The organism is Mycobacterium sp. NGS62 (genome assembly GCF_059812285.1).
The window spans coordinates 41321-57585 of sequence record NZ_JCALCK010000013.1 but is presented as its reverse complement, the minus strand read 5'-3'; the positions used below and the strand labels follow the sequence as shown (position 1 = coordinate 57585).

The 16265-nt window shown below is 64.7% G+C and carries 16 protein-coding genes; 8 read left to right on the top strand and 8 right to left on the bottom strand.

Translation table 11 applies throughout. The annotated features are described in order from the left end of the window. Positions 1-117 precede the first annotated feature (117 nt). The 3 genes from AC5Y49_RS21580 to ag85C all read left to right on the top strand — a co-directional run bounded on the left by AC5Y49_RS21580 (position 118) and on the right by ag85C (position 2007). Complete coding sequence (locus AC5Y49_RS21580; RefSeq protein ID WP_499891028.1) at positions 118-291, top strand: hypothetical protein; 174 nt, start codon at positions 118-120, stop codon at positions 289-291. Further along, a complete protein-coding gene (locus AC5Y49_RS21575; RefSeq protein WP_499891026.1) occupies positions 236-784 on the top strand; it encodes a metallophosphoesterase family protein in 549 nt (182 codons plus the stop codon). Before AC5Y49_RS21580 ends, AC5Y49_RS21575 begins: the two co-directional genes overlap by 56 nt. Positions 785-1014: 230 nt before the next feature. After that, a complete protein-coding gene (ag85C, locus tag AC5Y49_RS21570) occupies positions 1015-2007 on the top strand; it encodes a diacylglycerol acyltransferase/mycolyltransferase Ag85C (protein ID WP_499891023.1) in 993 nt (330 codons plus the stop codon). 63 nt (positions 2008-2070) lie between these two features. Here ag85C and AC5Y49_RS21565 read toward each other — a convergent pair whose 3' ends face one another. Beyond that, positions 2071-2928, bottom strand: a complete 858-nt coding sequence (locus AC5Y49_RS21565) for an LLM class flavin-dependent oxidoreductase (protein WP_499891018.1) — start codon at positions 2926-2928, stop codon at positions 2071-2073. Between the two features lie 140 nt (positions 2929-3068). On the opposite strand from AC5Y49_RS21565, the gene AC5Y49_RS21560 reads away from it, so the two are divergent. Further along, complete coding sequence (locus tag AC5Y49_RS21560) at positions 3069-4067, top strand: Lrp/AsnC family transcriptional regulator (protein ID WP_499891016.1); 999 nt, start codon at positions 3069-3071, stop codon at positions 4065-4067. Between the two features lie 59 nt (positions 4068-4126). On the opposite strand, the gene AC5Y49_RS21555 is transcribed toward AC5Y49_RS21560, so the two are convergent. The 4 genes from AC5Y49_RS21555 to AC5Y49_RS21540 form a co-directional block, all read right to left on the bottom strand. Beyond that, positions 4127-4843 (bottom strand): YoaK family protein, encoded by a 717-nt coding sequence (locus tag AC5Y49_RS21555; RefSeq protein ID WP_499891012.1) that lies wholly within the window; start codon positions 4841-4843, stop codon positions 4127-4129. Positions 4844-5037: 194 nt separating this feature from the next. Next, a complete protein-coding gene (locus tag AC5Y49_RS21550) occupies positions 5038-6351 on the bottom strand; it encodes a maltokinase N-terminal cap-like domain-containing protein (protein ID WP_499891010.1) in 1314 nt (437 codons plus the stop codon). Further along, positions 6348-8114: a maltose alpha-D-glucosyltransferase gene (gene treS, locus AC5Y49_RS21545; RefSeq protein WP_499891007.1), complete on the bottom strand. Its 1767-nt coding sequence runs from the start codon at positions 8112-8114 to the stop codon at positions 6348-6350. The genes AC5Y49_RS21550 and treS overlap by 4 nt, the downstream gene beginning before the upstream one ends. A gap of 90 nt (positions 8115-8204) precedes the next feature. Then, the gene (locus AC5Y49_RS21540; protein WP_499891006.1) at positions 8205-9275 is read right to left on the bottom strand and encodes a S1C family serine protease; all 1071 of its coding nucleotides are present in this window, start codon (positions 9273-9275) and stop codon (positions 8205-8207) included. A gap of 213 nt (positions 9276-9488) precedes the next feature. Here AC5Y49_RS21540 and AC5Y49_RS21535 point away from each other — a divergent pair, with 213 nt between their 5' ends. After that, a complete protein-coding gene (locus tag AC5Y49_RS21535; RefSeq protein ID WP_499891005.1) occupies positions 9489-9896 on the top strand; it encodes a TIGR03668 family PPOX class F420-dependent oxidoreductase in 408 nt (135 codons plus the stop codon). Between the two features lie 81 nt (positions 9897-9977). Then, positions 9978-12113 (top strand): elongation factor G-like protein EF-G2, encoded by a 2136-nt coding sequence (locus tag AC5Y49_RS21530; RefSeq protein WP_499891003.1) that lies wholly within the window; start codon positions 9978-9980, stop codon positions 12111-12113. On the opposite strand, the gene AC5Y49_RS21525 is transcribed toward AC5Y49_RS21530, so the two are convergent. From AC5Y49_RS21525 to AC5Y49_RS21515, 3 genes are read right to left on the bottom strand one after another with little or no spacing between them, the layout of a single operon-like run. Beyond that, positions 12110-12736 carry a 3-oxoacid CoA-transferase subunit B gene (locus AC5Y49_RS21525; RefSeq protein WP_499890999.1) on the bottom strand — a complete coding sequence of 209 codons (627 nt, stop codon included), beginning with the start codon at positions 12734-12736 and terminating at the stop codon, positions 12110-12112. The genes AC5Y49_RS21530 and AC5Y49_RS21525 overlap by 4 nt on opposite strands. Next, positions 12733-13506, bottom strand: a complete 774-nt coding sequence (locus AC5Y49_RS21520; RefSeq protein ID WP_499890994.1) for a CoA transferase subunit A — start codon at positions 13504-13506, stop codon at positions 12733-12735. Before AC5Y49_RS21520 ends, AC5Y49_RS21525 begins: the two co-directional genes overlap by 4 nt. Continuing rightward, entirely contained in the window at positions 13503-14153 is a 651-nt protein-coding gene (locus tag AC5Y49_RS21515; protein WP_499890991.1) for a cysteine hydrolase family protein, read from the bottom strand. Before AC5Y49_RS21515 ends, AC5Y49_RS21520 begins: the two co-directional genes overlap by 4 nt. 224 nt (positions 14154-14377) lie before the next feature. On the opposite strand from AC5Y49_RS21515, the gene AC5Y49_RS21510 reads away from it, so the two are divergent. Together AC5Y49_RS21510 and AC5Y49_RS21505 are read left to right on the top strand one after the other, a co-directional pair. Further along, entirely contained in the window at positions 14378-15133 is a 756-nt protein-coding gene (locus AC5Y49_RS21510) for a L,D-transpeptidase (protein ID WP_499891154.1), read from the top strand. Positions 15134-15240: 107 nt separating this feature from the next. Further along, complete coding sequence (locus AC5Y49_RS21505) at positions 15241-16206, top strand: NADP-dependent oxidoreductase (RefSeq protein ID WP_499890989.1); 966 nt, start codon at positions 15241-15243, stop codon at positions 16204-16206. Positions 16207-16265 lie beyond the last annotated feature (59 nt).

The following is a 16265-nucleotide window of genomic DNA, read 5'->3' as shown; positions in this document are numbered from 1 at the left end:
CTCCTCTGCTTGGGGTGCCATTCAATACTGGCATCCCATGCTCTGGGTGTTTCGGTTGGATTCCGACGCGGGTAGTCACGCTGTTGACTAGTGCAAGGGCAGTGGAAGGACGACGACATGGCCGAATCGAAGGGCCATAAGAACGAATCGGACGTGGAGCCCGAAGAGCACGAGGGTCGCTCACGGGCCGGCGACGAGAAGAACGACGGCACGTACGTCGGGCGGACAGACCCCGATGACGCCCTCGACGTCGGCGAAACCGGAGCGGAGGCCCGCAGCGACGACAACTAAGCTACTGCTGCTCGCCGATACGCATGTCCCAATGCGCGCCCGCGACCTGCCGGCACGGATATGGGAAGAGGTGAGAGCCGCCGACGTCGTCCTGCATGCCGGCGATTGGGTAGCAGTTGACCTGCTGGAAAAGCTGGAGTCGACAGCGGCTCGCCTGGTGGGCTGCTGGGGAAACAACGACGGGCCGCCATTACGCGCGCGGCTGCCCGAACGTGCCGACGTGGTGCTCGGCGGCTTGCGGTTCACGGTGGTCCATGAGACCGGTCCCACAGCCGGCCGGGAGGCGCGGATGTCGCGGATGTATCCAGACACCGACGTGCTGGTATTCGGCCACAGTCATATCCCGTGGGACACCACGACGAAAACCGGTCTGCGACTGTTGAATCCCGGTTCGCCGACGGATCGGCGCCGTCAACCGACATGCACATACATGACCGCTACCGCAAGCAACGGCGCCTTGACGGATGTGGTCTTGCACCCGGTGCACACGTAGCTCGGCGCGTCGTCCACCGAAAGACCTTGCCACCAGCACGAATTGCGGCTGGCACCGGCGCCGCAATGTAATCGTTATCTTCGAGTCCGCGCCGAGGCTCAATCGTTAGTTAACCGCGACATCACACCCCGTGGCGACAAACCGGACACGCCGCATTGCTGTGTTTGACTGCGACGGACAGCTATTCGACCGCATGTTGCGGCAGATAAAAGTTGGGATAGGTAGGAGCTATGAAGTTCGTTGAGAAGTTGCGTGACGCGGCAACACGTTTACCGCGTCGGCTGACGATCGCGGCCATCGGGGCAGCTCTGTTGCCCGGCCTGGTCGGCGCCGTCGGCGGCTCGGCGACCGCGGGGGCGTTCTCCAAACCGGGCCTGCCGGTCGAGTACCTGCAGGTCCCCTCGCCGTCGATGGGCCGCAATATCAAGGTGCAATTCCAGGGCGGCGGGCCGCACGCGGTCTACCTGCTCGACGGTTTGCGCGCCCAGGACGACTACAACGGCTGGGACATCAACACTCCAGCGTTCGAGGAGTACTACCAGTCAGGTCTTTCGGTGATCATGCCGGTCGGCGGGACGTCGAGCTTCTACACCGACTGGTATCAGCCGTCGCAGGGCAACGGTCAGAACTACACCTACAAATGGGAGACGTTCCTGACCCGCGAAATGCCGGCATGGCTGCAGGCCAACAAGGGTGTTTCGCCGACTGGCAACGCGGCAGTCGGGTTGTCGATGTCGGGCGGTTCGGCGCTGATCCTGGCGGCCTACTACCCCCAACAGTTCCCGTATGCGGCGTCGCTGTCGGGCTTCCTGAACCCATCCGAGGGCTGGTGGCCGACGCTGATCGGGCTGGCGATGAGCGACTCGGGTGGCTACAGCGCCAACAGCATGTGGGGTCCGTCGAGCGATCCGGCCTGGAAGCGCAACGACCCGATGGTCCAGATTCCGCGGTTGGTTGCCAACAACACTCGCGTGTGGGTCTACTGCGGTAACGGCACACCCAACGAGATGGGCGGCGACAGCATGCCGGCCAAGTTCCTGGAGAGCTTCACGCTGCGCACCAACGAAGCCTTCCGCGACAACTACACGGCCGCGGGCGGCAGAAACGGTGTGTTCAACTTCCCGACCAACGGAACACACGACTGGGGCTACTGGAACAGTCAACTGGTGGCCATGAAGCCCGACATCCAGGCGGTGTTGAACGGGGCACCAAACCCGGCCTGACACAACCGCCTAACGATCGGCAGCAGCGCACCCCCGGCGCTGCTGCCGATCTATTTCTGGCGTTCACAGCACCGCGTCGGCGAGGTGATCGAGCTGGTCGAGCGAGGCGACGCTCGGGTGAAACAGCAGCCCGTCGAAGCCGAGGTCGCGGTAGGCGCGCACGGTGCTCACGGCGTCTTGCGCCGAGGTCAGCATGTCCGCAACGTTGCGCTCGGCATACTCGGGCACGAAGCCGTAGTAGCTGCGCAGATTGGCGTACGCGCCTTCCACTGTCGCCGCGTCGCCGAACGCAAAATTCACACTGGCATTCAGCCACGGCTTACCCGCGCGACCCGCCTTTCGCCAGGCATCGCGCACCTCGTCGGCGAATGACGACTGATTCGCATAGTCGCGGACCGCGCCGGCGGCCCAGCCATCCCCCACCGTGGCCACTCGCCGCAGGGTCGCTGGTGACGCCCCGCCGAACAATACGGGTATCCGCACAGCCGCTGGGCACAGTGGTACGTCACCGATGACCACGTCGGCTTGCCAGGCACGACGCATCAATTCAACGGTCCGGTCCAAAACTCGCCCGCGTTGATGGAAGTCCGCGCCGGTGGCCGTGTAGTCGTCGGTGCGACCGCCCACCCCTAGACCCAGTGTGAGCCGGTTCCCGGCAATGTCGGCCAAACTGGCCAGCTGCTTCGCCAACGATGTGGCGGGATACAGCGGGGCCAGTAGGACGTTGGTGACGAGGCCGATGTCGCGGGTAGCGCCGGCCGCAGCGGACAGGGCGACGATCGAGTCGAGGCTGGGATAAACCACGCGGTCGATGCTGGCCACGCTGGCGAATCCGCGTTGCTCGGCGTGGTGTGCCCATTCGGAAATCAACGAGCCGCGCACGCGGGCGACATGATTCGGCAAGCCGATTCCGATTTGCATAGCAGTCCTTTCGTTATCAGGCTTGAGTGTCGCTCGACCACCCCAACCCAGACTTGCAGCGACGGCACCGCAATGCCTATGTGCGCGCTCGAAACCGAGATAAATCCTCGCGGAACGCGAAAATATCGCATACTTTGTGCATGTCAGACGCTCTAGACGCGCAAATCCTCCACGCGCTGGAGTTGTCGCCGCGGGTGTCTTTTCGCCGCATCGCCGGGGTCGTCGGGGCATCCGAGCAAACCGTCGCCCGCCGTTACCAGCGGTTGCGTCGCGCCGGCGTGGTGCGCGTCGTCGGACTGGTGAACCCCCAGGTCTACGGCGAAGCACAGTGGATTGCCCGCATCCGCGCCAAACCCGACCGCATATCCCAGCTGGGCGACGCGCTGGCGCGGCGCCCAGAGGTCACCCATGCCAATATCCTCTCGGGCTGGACCGAGCTGGTTTGCGTCATCCGCGCGCCGGTCGGTGAGAATCGGGAAGGCCTGCTGCTGCAACAACTTCCACGAACCACCTCCGTGATCGACGTCAGCGTCGACCTCGTTCTGCACGCATTCGGCCAACCGGCGACAGCACAGTGGACCGGCTACGGTCACAAGCTGAGCAGCGAGCAGGCGCATCAGATCCTGGGCGAACCGATCACTCAGGTAGTGCCGGGGCGGCTGATCACACCTACCGCCCAGGACCGTCCGCTCCTAGACGCGCTCGCCGAAGACGGCCGCGCCACGCAGGCACTCTTGGCCGAACGGACCGGATGGTCGATGGCACGGGTAGCTCGGCGCGTTGCGGCGCTGGAAACCGCGGGCACCTTGGTCTATGACGTCGACGTGTTGGGCGAGCGACTCGGTTTTCACCTCAATGCAATGTTGTGGCTCACGATTGCACCACAACACATCCACCGCGTGGGCGAACAGATTGCAGCTCATGACGAGGTCGCTTTCGCCGCTGCCGTCGGCGGCCGCAATAACCTGATGGCCGTGGTGATCTGCCGCGACGCCGACGATCTCTACCGTTACCTGACCGAAAACCTCTCGGCCATCGCCGATGTCGGGGGCTACGACATCAGCGTGCGGGCGCAACGGCTCAAGCAATCCGCATCCCTCGTCACAGGCGGACGACTGGTCATCCCGCGCCGCACCTGAGAAAAGATATTGCGCTCACCCGCACCGAATATGCACCTGGCGGCAGCGATTTCGCGATTTTAAGTCCACAGGGCGCGACGGCCAGCATAGAAAAATGTGTATGCACTGGTCAGTGCGCACACCACGCTGGCGATCGCCAGCATGTAGGTGCCGCCGGCGACCAGGCTGATGCACCCGCCGACCGCAGCGCCGGCGACAAAGCTGGCAAACAGCAGAAAATATCCCAGCCAGTCTGTGAGTTTTCCCCCGGTGATGTGGCGTTCGATTCCTTGTCCCAGCTTCACCAGCGTCCCGGTCATGTAGCTCAAACCGATCGACGTTTCGCCGTTCTTGTCGACGAAGGTGGTGTTCAATGTGCCGACAGCGAAGGTCACCACCAGGATCGGAGGAAACGGCAACGGAAGCTCGGGGCCGCCCATCAGAATGAGGTCGAGCAAGGTAGCGAACACCAGCGCCAGCGTGGTCAGCAAGGTCGCGCCGTGCGGCTGTGCCGGCCAGATGTAGCGCCGGCACAACGTCGCGCTCACCACGCCTACGACAAAGGACACCATCAGCAGTGTGGCCGACACTGCCAGCCATGGCGATGACGCTGCCCATTCTTCTTCCGCGAAGTACCCCATGACCGCGCGCTGGGCGTTGCCCGTCATGAACGTGACGAAGTATCCGGCGGAGTGGGAAAACGCCGTCGCTCCCAACAGTCCGGCCAAGGCGGACAAGACCCACGACAACTTGGCCTCGCTGTCATACATTTGGCGCACATTGATCACGGTGGACATTTTTCCAGATAAGTGAACTGCGCGCAGCGCGGGCGGATCAGGTTTAACGGCGACCCGCTGCACTCGGCTCCGCCGAGTTTGCGATCGCGTAGGTTTAACGGCGACCCGCTGCACTCGGCTCCGCCGAGTTTGCGATCGCGTAGGTTTAACGGCGACCCGCTGCACTCGGCTCCGCCGAGTTTGCGATCGCCGCGTCAGGCGGCGGTCAGCCGGGCGATCGACCGCAATGGGATGGGTAGCCAGCCTGGCCGGTGCCGGGATTCATAGCCCGTCTCATACACCGCCTTGTCCAGCTCGTAGGCCGCCAGCAGCGCCGCCGAAGCGCGAGGGTCGACGCCAGACGCGGCCGCGTACCCGTCGCAGAATGCGCTGCGATTGCGCTCCACCCACTCGCGGGAGCGGGCGGCGAGCTGCTTGTCGTCGGCCTGGTCGACCAGCGGACCGCAGGCAGCGTACTCGAATGACCGCAGCACACCGGCGATGTCGCGCAACGGGGAGTCCGGCGCCCGCCGCTCTTCCAGCGGCTGACCCGGCTCCCCCTCGAAGTCGATCAGCAGCCACGACTCCGGGGTGCGCAGGACCTGCCCCAGATGCAGGTCGCCGTGTATGCGTTGCACAGTGATGGTCTCCCCGGCGAGCTCGCGGAACTGCTGTTCGATCGCGGCGGCGTGCTGCTCGAGTTCGGGCACCGTCGCAGCCGTCGTCGCCAGCCGCTCCAGCACCGTCTCCAGCGGGAACGCGGCATGCGAGGTGCCGAGCTGCTCAGCCAGCGTGGCGTGCACCGACGCGACCGCCTCACCGAGCCGGTAGGACTCGCCGGCGAAGTCGCCGCCGACTTCGTGGGCGTACAGGTCGCCTTCGGCAAACAGGTCACGCACGCTGGCGGTGGCCATCGCCCAACCTTCCGCGGAGTTGGCCGCGTAGGCCGTCAACATGCCCAGCGGGCAGGGCTCACCGTCCGACTGCGTTTCGTAGGAACCCAGCAATCGGGCTACGTGCGGATTGTCGGCGCGGCCCAGTACGCGGTTCAGCTCGATGTCGGGGTTGATGCCGCTGCTGACCCGGCGGAACACCTTCAAGATGGCGTCCTGCTCGAAAATCACGCTGGTGTTGCTCTGCTCGGCGTCTGCCACCCGTGGCCACGCCTCCAGGGGCAGCTTGACGTCCGGCTCTTTGGCGAAGGTCACCTCGCCGCGGGTCGCCGAGGAATCGATCAGCGACAGCAGAAATCGGCCCGCGTCCGGATCGTAGAGCGCGTCGTAGGCGGTGCGATCGTTGTCGGTGCCGATGGTGGCGACCGCGCTGTATTCGGCAACCGGTCCGCTGCCCCAGTTGACGATCACCTGATAGCACTCCGACCAACCGTCGGTGTAGGTGACGTCGACGAGTACCAGGTCCAGGTCATCGCGCAGGCCGACGATCCGGCTGGGGTCAGCGGCGACGATCTCGCGTCGACGTCCGGCATACCAGCGTTGTTGGGGAAGCCATTGGGCGAACGGCAAATTCATGGCGTCTCCTCTGACTCAGACAGCTGGAACCAATAGAACCCGTGGCCCGGCAAGGTCAGCAGGTAGGGCAACTGACCGATGGGCGGGAAACCCACCTGCCCGGTCAGTTCGACCGGCGTGTAGGAAGCCCAGTGCTGCAGGTTCAACTCGATGGGCTGCGGAAACCGCGACAAGTTGTTGACGCACAGCACGACGTCGTCATCGGCTTCCCGCACATACGCCAGCACCGAGGGGTTGGACCCGCCCAACTCGTTGAAAGTCCCGACGGCGAAAGCCTCGTGCCGCCGGCGCACCGCCAACATGGTGCGGGTCCAGTTGAGCAGAGACGTCGAGGTGTCCCGCTGTGCCTCGACATTGACGGCTTGGTATCCGTAAACGGGGTCCTGAATGGGCGGCAGATACAACCGGCCGGGGTTGGCGGCGGAGAAGCCGGCGTTGCGGTCCGGTGTCCACTGCATCGGGGTGCGCACCGCGTCGCGGTCCCCCAGCCAGATGACGTCACCCATGCCGATCTCATCGCCGTAATAGAGCACCGGTGAGCCGGGTAGCGACAGCAGCAACGCGGTGAACAATTCGATCTGATTGCGGTCCTTGTCGAGCAGCGGCGCCAAGCGGCGGCGGATGCCGACGTTCGCCTTCATCCGCGGATCCTTGGCGTATTCGGAGTACATGTAGTCACGCTCTTCGTCGGTGACCATCTCCAGCGTCAACTCGTCATGATTGCGCAGGAAGATGCCCCACTGCGCCATGTCCGGGATCTGCGGCGTCTGCGCCAGGATCTCCGAAATCGGGAACCGCGACTCGCGCCGGACCGCCATGAAGATGCGGGGCATCAGCGGAAAATGGAACGCCATGTGGCACTCGTCGCCACCGGTGCCGGCGTCGCCGAAGTATTCGACAACGTCACTGGGCCACTGGTTGGCCTCGGCCAGCAGCACCCGGCCAGGAAACTCGTCGTCGACCACCTTGCGGACGCGTTTGAGAAAGGCGTGAGTTTCGGGCAGGTTCTCGCAGTTGGTGCCCTCCCGCTCGAAGAGGTACGGCACGGCGTCCATCCGGAACCCGTCGATACCGAGGTCCAGCCAGAAACGCAGCACGTCGATCATCGCCTCTTGCACGGCCGGATTCTCATAGTTCAGATCCGGCTGGTGGGAGAAGAATCGGTGCCAATAGAACTGGCGCCGTACCGGATCGAAAGTCCAATTGGACTCTTCGGTGTCGACGAAGATGATCCGCGCGTCGGGGTATTTATCGCTGGTGTCGTTCCAGACGTAGTAGTCACCGTACGGTCCGTCGGGGTCGCGCCGGGACTCCTGAAACCAGGGGTGCGAGTCGGAGGTGTGATTCATCACCAGGTCGGTGATGATCCGGATACCCCGCCGGTGAGCGGCATCGACCAGCGTCACCACATCGTCGACCGTGCCGAACTCCGGAAGCACCTTGTAAAAGTCTCGGATGTCGTATCCGCCGTCGCGCAACGGGGAGTCGTAAAAGGGTGGTAGCCAGATGCAGTCGACGCCGAGCCATTGCAGGTAGTCCAGCCGGTCGATGAGGCCCCGCAGGTCGCCGCAGCCGTCGGCGTTGGCGTCGTAAAACGCCCGTACCAACACCTCATAGAACACTGCATGCTTGAACCACGTTGGGTCAGCGGGCATCACCCGGGCGTCGGCGAAATCGTCAGCACTGGGATGCTCGACGACGCCCGCCTCGACGCGGCTGCCCTCGGACGGATCGTGTTCTTGTGCCTCTTTCGTCAAATCCACAGTCTTATGCGTACCCTCCGTCGGACGCACGGAATCATCTGCAGCGCCCCATATTTGAGCCCCGCCGACGATGTGTCAGCTGCACTGATATCAGCCGGGCGGCCCTTCCCCCAGCGTCACGTTAGTCGCGCGCTGAGTACCACCATTCTGCAAACCCACACTGATGGTGTCGCCGGGATGATGCTGGTCAAGCAAATTCGTCAACGCGGTCGCCGAGTTGACCGGGGCGCCGTCGATCGAAGTGATCACGTCGCCCTGGCTGATCCCGGCTTGGGCGGCAGGACCATTCGACACCACCCGCAGCACCGCCGCGCCCGCACCGCCGCTGGAGTCGTTGACCCCGACACCCATGAAACCCGTCGGGCCGATGTGCACGGTCGGCGACCCAGCCCCCGAGCGGATCTGCCCGGCGACGGCCATGGCCTGATTGATCGGAATCACGAAACCTTGACCGCCGCCGAGTTTGTAGTTGTCGGATGCGGCGGTGTTGATGCCGACCACCTGGTTATTGGTGTTTACCGTGGGGCCCCCGGAATCGCCGGGACGGATGGGAGCATCGACGTGGATCAAACCGTTGAGCGTCTCGGAGCTACCGGTCAACGAGTCGGACGCCGACACCGTTTGGTTCAGCGCGACAACTTTGCCGGACACGGCGCTCGGCGTTCCCCCGACACCACCGGCGTTGCCGAGCGAGACGACCGGATCGCCGACTTTGACCGCCGACGAGTCACCGATATTGGCGACCGGTAATCCGGCCGCGCCGCCGAGTTGCAATACCGCAATGTCCTGGGTGCGGTCATAGCCGATCACCTCGACCGGATAGGTCTGCCCGTTGCCGATGGCTCTGGCGCTGATGTCGGTCGCACCTGCGATGACGTGGTTGTTGGTCAGCACCACCCCGCTGGGATCGATCACGATGCCGGTCCCGGCGCCGACCGCGCTCTGGTATCCCAGCTTCGTGTCGATGTCGACGATCTGCGGCCCCACCTGCGAGACAGTCGCCAACGGGTCGGCCGGCGGCGCCGACGGACCGGGCGGCGCCAACGGCGTGGCATAGGCCGGCGCTACCGGAGCCGCCAACGCAGCGACCAGTCCCACCACCGCCGCCACCTCGAGTAACCACGACCGCCACCAGGGCGTTCGGCGGTGTGATCCGCTCATCCCGATACCTCCTGCAAGGTGGACACCCACCCGAATTCTTCGAGCGTCGGATTGCGACGGCGCGAACTAGTCCACTTCACCGTAGCCCGCATCCGGGTCCAAGACACGCGATAGGGAGTAACCACGGCACCGTCCGGGCAAACGGCCCAGGCCGGTCTCGGCGATCGCGACGGTTTGCTGGTGAGCGGCCTAGCCCACCCCTAGGCTGGCCTGGTGGTCGACTTCGACCCCAAGGCCCGCTTCGCGGGCGCGCCGGTCGCCCGGCTGGCCACGGTCGCACCTGACGGGACGCCGCACCTGGTGCCGGTGGTGTTCGCGGTGCGCGACGAGGTCGTCTACACCGCCGTCGACGCGAAGCCGAAGAGCACGACGCGGTTGCGCCGACTGGCCAACATCGAGAACAGCCCACACGTGAGTGTGCTCGCCGACCACTACAGCGACGACTGGGCACAGTTGTGGTGGGTCCGCATCGACGGAATCGCGGCGATCCACCGCGACGACGACACGCTACAGCTGGGCTACAACCTGCTGCGCGCCAAATACTCCCAGTATCAATCGGTTCCGTTGAACGGTCCGGTTATCGCGGTTGCGGTGAGCCGCTGGAGCAGCTGGCACGCCTGAATTCTCCTCTTGTGCTGCGCGGACGCAAAGAGAATGGTGACCTAGTAGGCCCGAGGCGCGGCGTATGAGGAGAAACCCGTCATGGCAGACAAGGCGAATACTTCCCAAGGAGCCGGATCAGCGCCCACCGCGGACAGTCCGGCCGCCGTACGCAATGTGGTGCTGGTCGGCCCGTCCGGCGGCGGCAAGACGACCCTCGTCGAATCCCTCCTTGTCGCGTCCGGTGTGCTGTCCAGACCCGGAACCGTCGCCGACGGCACCACGGTGTGCGACTACGACGAGGCCGAGATCCGCCAGCAGCGCTCGGTGGGGCTTGCCCTGGCGTCGCTGGAACACGACGGCATCAAGGTCAACCTCATCGACACTCCCGGCTACGCCGACTTCGTCGGCGAGTTGCGGGCCGGTCTGCGCGCCGCGGACTGCGCGCTGTTCGTGATCGCCGCCAACGAGGCTCTCGACGAGCCGACCAAGTCGCTTTGGCAGGAGTGCAGCCAGGTCGGTATGCCGCGTGCAGTGGTCATCACCAAGCTCGACCATGCCCGCGCCAACTACCAGAACGCGCTGTCGGCTGCTCAAGAAGCGTTCGGTGACAAGGTTTTACCGCTGTACCTGCCGGCCGGCAGCGGTCTTATCGGCCTGCTGTCGCAGACTCACTACGAGTATGACGGCAGCAAGCGAACCACCCATTCACCGGACCCCGCGTATGCCGATCAGATCGAGGAACACCGGGGTGCCCTGATCGAGGGGATCATCGAGGAGTCCGAGGACGAATCGTTGATGGAGCGCTACCTGGGCGGGGAGACAATCGACGAGTCGGTGCTCATCGACGACCTGGAGAAGGCGGTCGCGCGGGGTTCGTTCTTCCCGGTGATCCCGGTGTGCAGCGCAACCTGCGTCGGGACGCTGGAGTTACTGGAGATCGCCACCCGCGGATTCCCGTCCCCGCTGGAACATCCGCTGCCGGAGGTGTTTACCCCGCAGGGCGCCTCGCACGCCACGTTGACTTGCGACGCCGATGCGCCACTGCTTGCCGAGGTGGTGAAGACGACGTCGGACCCCTACGTCGGCAGGGTGAGTCTGGTCCGGGTGTTCTCCGGGACCATCAGGCCCGACACGACGGTTCACGTGTCGGGCCATTTTGCATCTTTTTTTGGTGACGGGAATAGCCACCTCGACCACGACGAGGACGAGCGCATCGGCACGCTGTCGTTTCCGCTCGGCAAACAGCAGCGGCCCGCGCCGGTCGTACTGGCCGGCGACATGTGCGCGATCGGCCGGCTCAGCCGGGCAGAGACCGGCGACACCCTCTCCGACAAAGCCGAACCGCTGGTGCTCAAACCTTGGACCATGCCCGAATCACTGCTACCGATCGCGATCCAAGCGCACGCCAAGACCGACGAGGACAAGCTGTCGGTCGGACTGGGCCGGCTGGCCGCCGAGGATCCGACCCTGCGCATCGAGCAGAATCCCGAGACCCACCAGGTCGTGCTGTGGTGCATGGGCGAGGCACACGCCGGCGTCGTGCTCGACGGCCTGGCCAACCGCTACGGCGTGACGGTGGACACCGTGGCGTTGCGGGTGCCGCTGCGGGAAACGTTCGCCGGCAAGGCAAAAGGCCACGGCCGCCACGTCAAGCAGTCCGGCGGGCACGGCCAGTATGCCGTCTGCGACGTCGAGGTGGAACCGCTACCAGAGGGCTCGGGCTTCGAGTTCGTCGACAAAGTGGTCGGCGGCGCAGTGCCGCGTCAGTTCATCCCGAGCGTGGAGAAGGGGGTCCGCGCGCAGATGGAAAAAGGAGTGCACGCCGGCTACCCGGTCGTCGACATCCGGGTCACGCTGCTCGACGGCAAGGCACACAGCGTCGACTCGTCGGATTTTGCGTTCCAGATGGCCGGCTCACTGGGACTCAAGGAAGCCGCTGCGGCGACCAAAGTGACTCTGCTCGAGCCGATCGACGAGATCTCGGTGCTGGTGCCCGACGATCTCGTCGGCGCGGTGATGAGTGATCTGTCGGGACGGCGCGGCCGCGTATTGGGTACCGACACCGCAGGCAACGACCGAACGGTAGTGAAAGCCGAAGTGCCACAAGTGGAGTTGACCCGCTACGCCATCGACCTGCGCTCGCTGTCGCACGGCGCTGCCTCTTTCACCCGGTCGTTCGCCCGCTATGAACCGATGCCGGAGTCAGCGGCTACCCGGGTGAAGGCCGCCGGCTAGAACACCGGCGCGTCGGTCTTGGCGGCGACGTCTGCGATCTCCAGGCCCGGCGCCAGTTCAGCCACCGTGAAGCCGGTGCCTGACACGTCGAGTACGGCCAGGTCAGTGATGATCCGGGTGACCACACCACGCCCGGTCAGCGGCAACTGACAGGCGGAAACCAGTTTGGCCGCACCGGTTTTGGTGACGTGATCCATGAGGACGATGACCCGACGGGCGCCGGCGACCAGGTCCATCGCACCGCCCATCCCCTTCACCATCGACCCGGGGACAGCCCAGTTGGCCAGATCGCCGTTCATCGCGACCTGCATCGCACCCAGCACGGCGACGTCGACGTGGCCGCCGCGGATCATGGCGAAACTGGTTGCGGAATCGAAGAACGATGCACCGGCAAGGACCGAGACAGTCTGCTTGCCTGCGTTGATCAGATCCGGGTCCACGTCCTCCTCGAACGGGAACGGGCCGACGCCCAGGATGCCGTTCTCGGCGTGCAACGTGATGTCGGCGCCGTCGGGAATGTGGTCGGCGATCAGGGTCGGCAGGCCGATGCCAAGGTTGACATAATCGCCGTCGCGCAGTTCCTGCGCGGCGCGGGCGGCCATTTCATCGCGGGTCCAGGTCATTGCGGCCCCGCCCGCCGGACAGTGCGTTTCTCAATGTATTTGCGCGCAGCCTGTTCTGGGGTCAGTGCGACAACCCGATGGACGAAGACACCCGGCAGGTGCACATCGTCGGGGCGCAGTTCGCCGACATCGACGATCCGCTCGGCCTCGACGGCGGTGACACGACCCGCCATCGCGACCGGCGGGTTGAAGTTGCGGGCCGCCGCGTGAAACCGACAGTTGCCGGCCTTGTCGGCAACCGCGGCGCGAATCAGCGCGTAATCGGTGACGATCGCCTCTTCGAGCACCATCTGCTTGCCGCCGAAGCTGCGGACTTCCTTGGGCGGCGAGGCCAATGCGACGCTGCCGTCCACGTGATAGCGCCACGGCAGCCCACCGTCGGCGACCAGGGTTCCAACGCCGGTGGGGGTGAAGAACGCGCCGATGCCGCTGCCGCCGGCGCGTAACCGCTCGGCGAGGGTGCCCTGCGGGGTGAGCTCGACGGTGAGTTCGCCGGCCAGGTATTGGCGGGCGAATTCTTTGTTCTCGCCCACATACGAGGCAATCACCCGGCTGATCCGATGCGCGTCTAACAGCAGCCCCAGGCCGGCGCCGTCGACACCGCAGTTGGTGGAGACGATCGTCAGGTCGCCAGCGCCCTGGCTCAGCAGTGCCTCAGTGAGAAGCCATGGGATACCGGCTAACCCGAAGCCGCCGACGGCCAGGCTGGCGCCATCGGGGACGTCGGCGACCGCTTCGGCGACCGAGCCGACCAGCTTGTTGAGAGTCACGGTAGCTCTCCGTCGAGCCACGCCAACGTCGCCGACGAATCTCGAACATCAACAGCTATCCGACGGCATTCCTCGATGCCCCGGTCGTAGAGGCCAGACATTGCGTCGCACACCAACATGACCCGGAAGTCGCGTTCGGACGCCTGGTAGATGGAGGCCCTCGGACAGTTCGGAAAGTTGCAGCCCGCGAAAACCACTGTGTCACTGCCACTGTCGCGCAGATGTTGTTCGAGCTTGGTTTGATAGAAAGCGCCCCACCGGGGTTTGTACATCACGTGCTCATAGGTGCCCAGTCGTTGGAGGCCGCCGCGCAGCAACAGGTGGTGGTCCAACTCAACGGCGTTGGGTAACAACTCCGGTGCGATCTGCGAGCCCGCGCTATCGGGCGCCAGGAGTTGGGCACCTTGTTCGACTGACTGCCGCCGCACCAGGTCGACATTGGAACCGTCCGGCCGATAAAGCCGGACGACATGGACGATCGGGAGCGAGCGTTCGCGAAACGCCGCAGCCAGCCGGGCCATTGCCGGGATCACTTCCCGGGTTCCTGCGACGCGCAGTTGCCCGCCGTCGGCATAGGTGTCACGCTGCACATCGATCAGCACCAACGCCGCTGAACCCGGCCGCGGACACGTGTACGGATCGCTCATAACCTTCGGTGTAACACAGGGCGTGCGTACAGCGACTATTCCGACGGGTTCGATATCGAGTCCGCGGGCCGCCTTGACCTTGCGAGCGGTTTACCGCCCTGCGGTCAGGCCTGCATAACGGCTGATGTCGGGCTCGTATTGGGTTTGCTGGGTACCCTGGACGGGTAGATGTATGAAAACAAAATGCGGTGCGGTCGATCGCACCATCTCGGAGGGTGAAGACCGTGCGTAAAGCGGTTCGATATGTGTTGGCCACGGTGGCTGTTGCCGCGATGGGGGTGGCGGGCTCGGCCAGCCCGAGCATGGCCGCGATTGCGCCGCCTAACCCCGCCGTCGGCGTCGCGTCCATCCAGCCTGCCAACGGTCAAACGGTGGGTGTGGCTCATCCGATCGTCGTCACGTTCACCGGACCGGTCACCGACCGCGCCGCCATCGAGCGCACAATCAAAGTCAGTTCGCCCAGGCACACGAGCGGGCATTTCCACTGGGTGGACGACGACGCCGTCCAATTCATTCCCGACAGTTACTGGCCGTCGCACAGCCACGTGGCCGTCGACGTGCACGGCCTGTCGACCGGCTTCGAGACTGGCTCGGAAGTGCTGGCCGTCGCCTCGATTTCCGCGCATACATTCACGGTTAGCGTCGACGGCGAGGTGTTGCGCACGATGCCGGCGTCGATGGGCAAGCCCAGCCGCCCGACACCGATCGGTTCGTTCACCGCGCTGGGCAAAGAGCGCACCGTCGTGATGGATTCGCGCACCATCGGGATTCCATTGAATTCGCCGGACGGCTACAAGATCACGGCCTCCTATGCGGTGCGCGTCACCTGGAGCGGCGTCTACGTGCATTCCGCGCCGTGGTCGGTGGACTCACAGGGATACGCCAACGTCAGCCACGGCTGCATCAACCTGAGCCCGGACAATGCCGCCTGGTACTTCGACACCGTGCACATCGGTGACCCGATCGAAGTGGTGGCCTGATCAGAACAGCCCGAAATTGGGTTCGGTGGCAACGCCGTTGAAGCGATCGGCGAACCCTTGCATGACCGGTTCGCGCCCCAGAGGGAAGCGCTAGGCAGGAGTCCACGATGCCATCTGAGAAAGCACGCGCTGTTCGTTTCGACCGCTACGGCGGGCGTGAAGAGTTGTACGTGGCTGAGATCGATATGCCGTCGCCGGACAATGGCGAGGTGCTCGTCGAAGTGCGCGCCGCGGGGATCAACCCGGGCGAGGCCGGCATCCGGGTCGGAGCAATGCATGAGATGTTCCCCGCGACGTTTCCCTCCGGCCAAGGCAGTGACTTGGCCGGGGTGGTGGCCGGTCTGGGAACCGGGGTGACCGACTTCGCGATCGGGGACGAGGTGCTGGGCTTCAGCTTGCGCCGATCCAGCCAGGCCACCCACACCGTCGTCCCGGTGGACCAGCTGATTCCCAAACCCACCGAATTATCGTGGGAAGTCGCCGGTTCGCTGTACGTCGTTGGTGTGACCGCCTATGCCGCCGTTCGGGCAGTCGCGCCGGAACCGGGTGAAACCGTTGCGGTGTCTGCGGCCGCCGGAGGAGTGGGCAGCCTGGTAGTGCAGCTCCTGGCGTTACGCAAAGCGCGAGTGCTCGGTATCGCCTCGGAACGCAACGCCGACTGGCTACGCACCCACGACGTGACTCCGATCAGATATAGCGAGGGGCTGGCCGCTCGGCTGCAAGACGCCGCGCCGAACGGAATCGACGCGTTCATCGACTTGTTCGGGCCAGACTATGTCCAGTTGGCCGTCGATCTCGGTGTGGCACCGGAGCGGATCGAAACCATCATTTCGTTCGCCAAGGCAGCGGAAGTCGGCGCGAAAACCGAAGGCAGCATGGACGCGTCGACACCGGCGGTGTTGGCGGAAATGGCGGACCTGGTTGTCAGCGGTGCGATTGACTTCGACATCGCCTCGACCTATCCCCTCGACCGGGTCGCCGAGGCATACGAACAGCTCGAGCAGCGGCATACCCACGGCAAGATTGTGCTGCTGCCGCAGCAGTCGGCGGGCGCGGTGCGTCCCGAGCATTGAGTGTGAATCGTTGGCGGGATTTCGGCGAAATTTCCGCCGTCACTTCACAGTCAATGCCC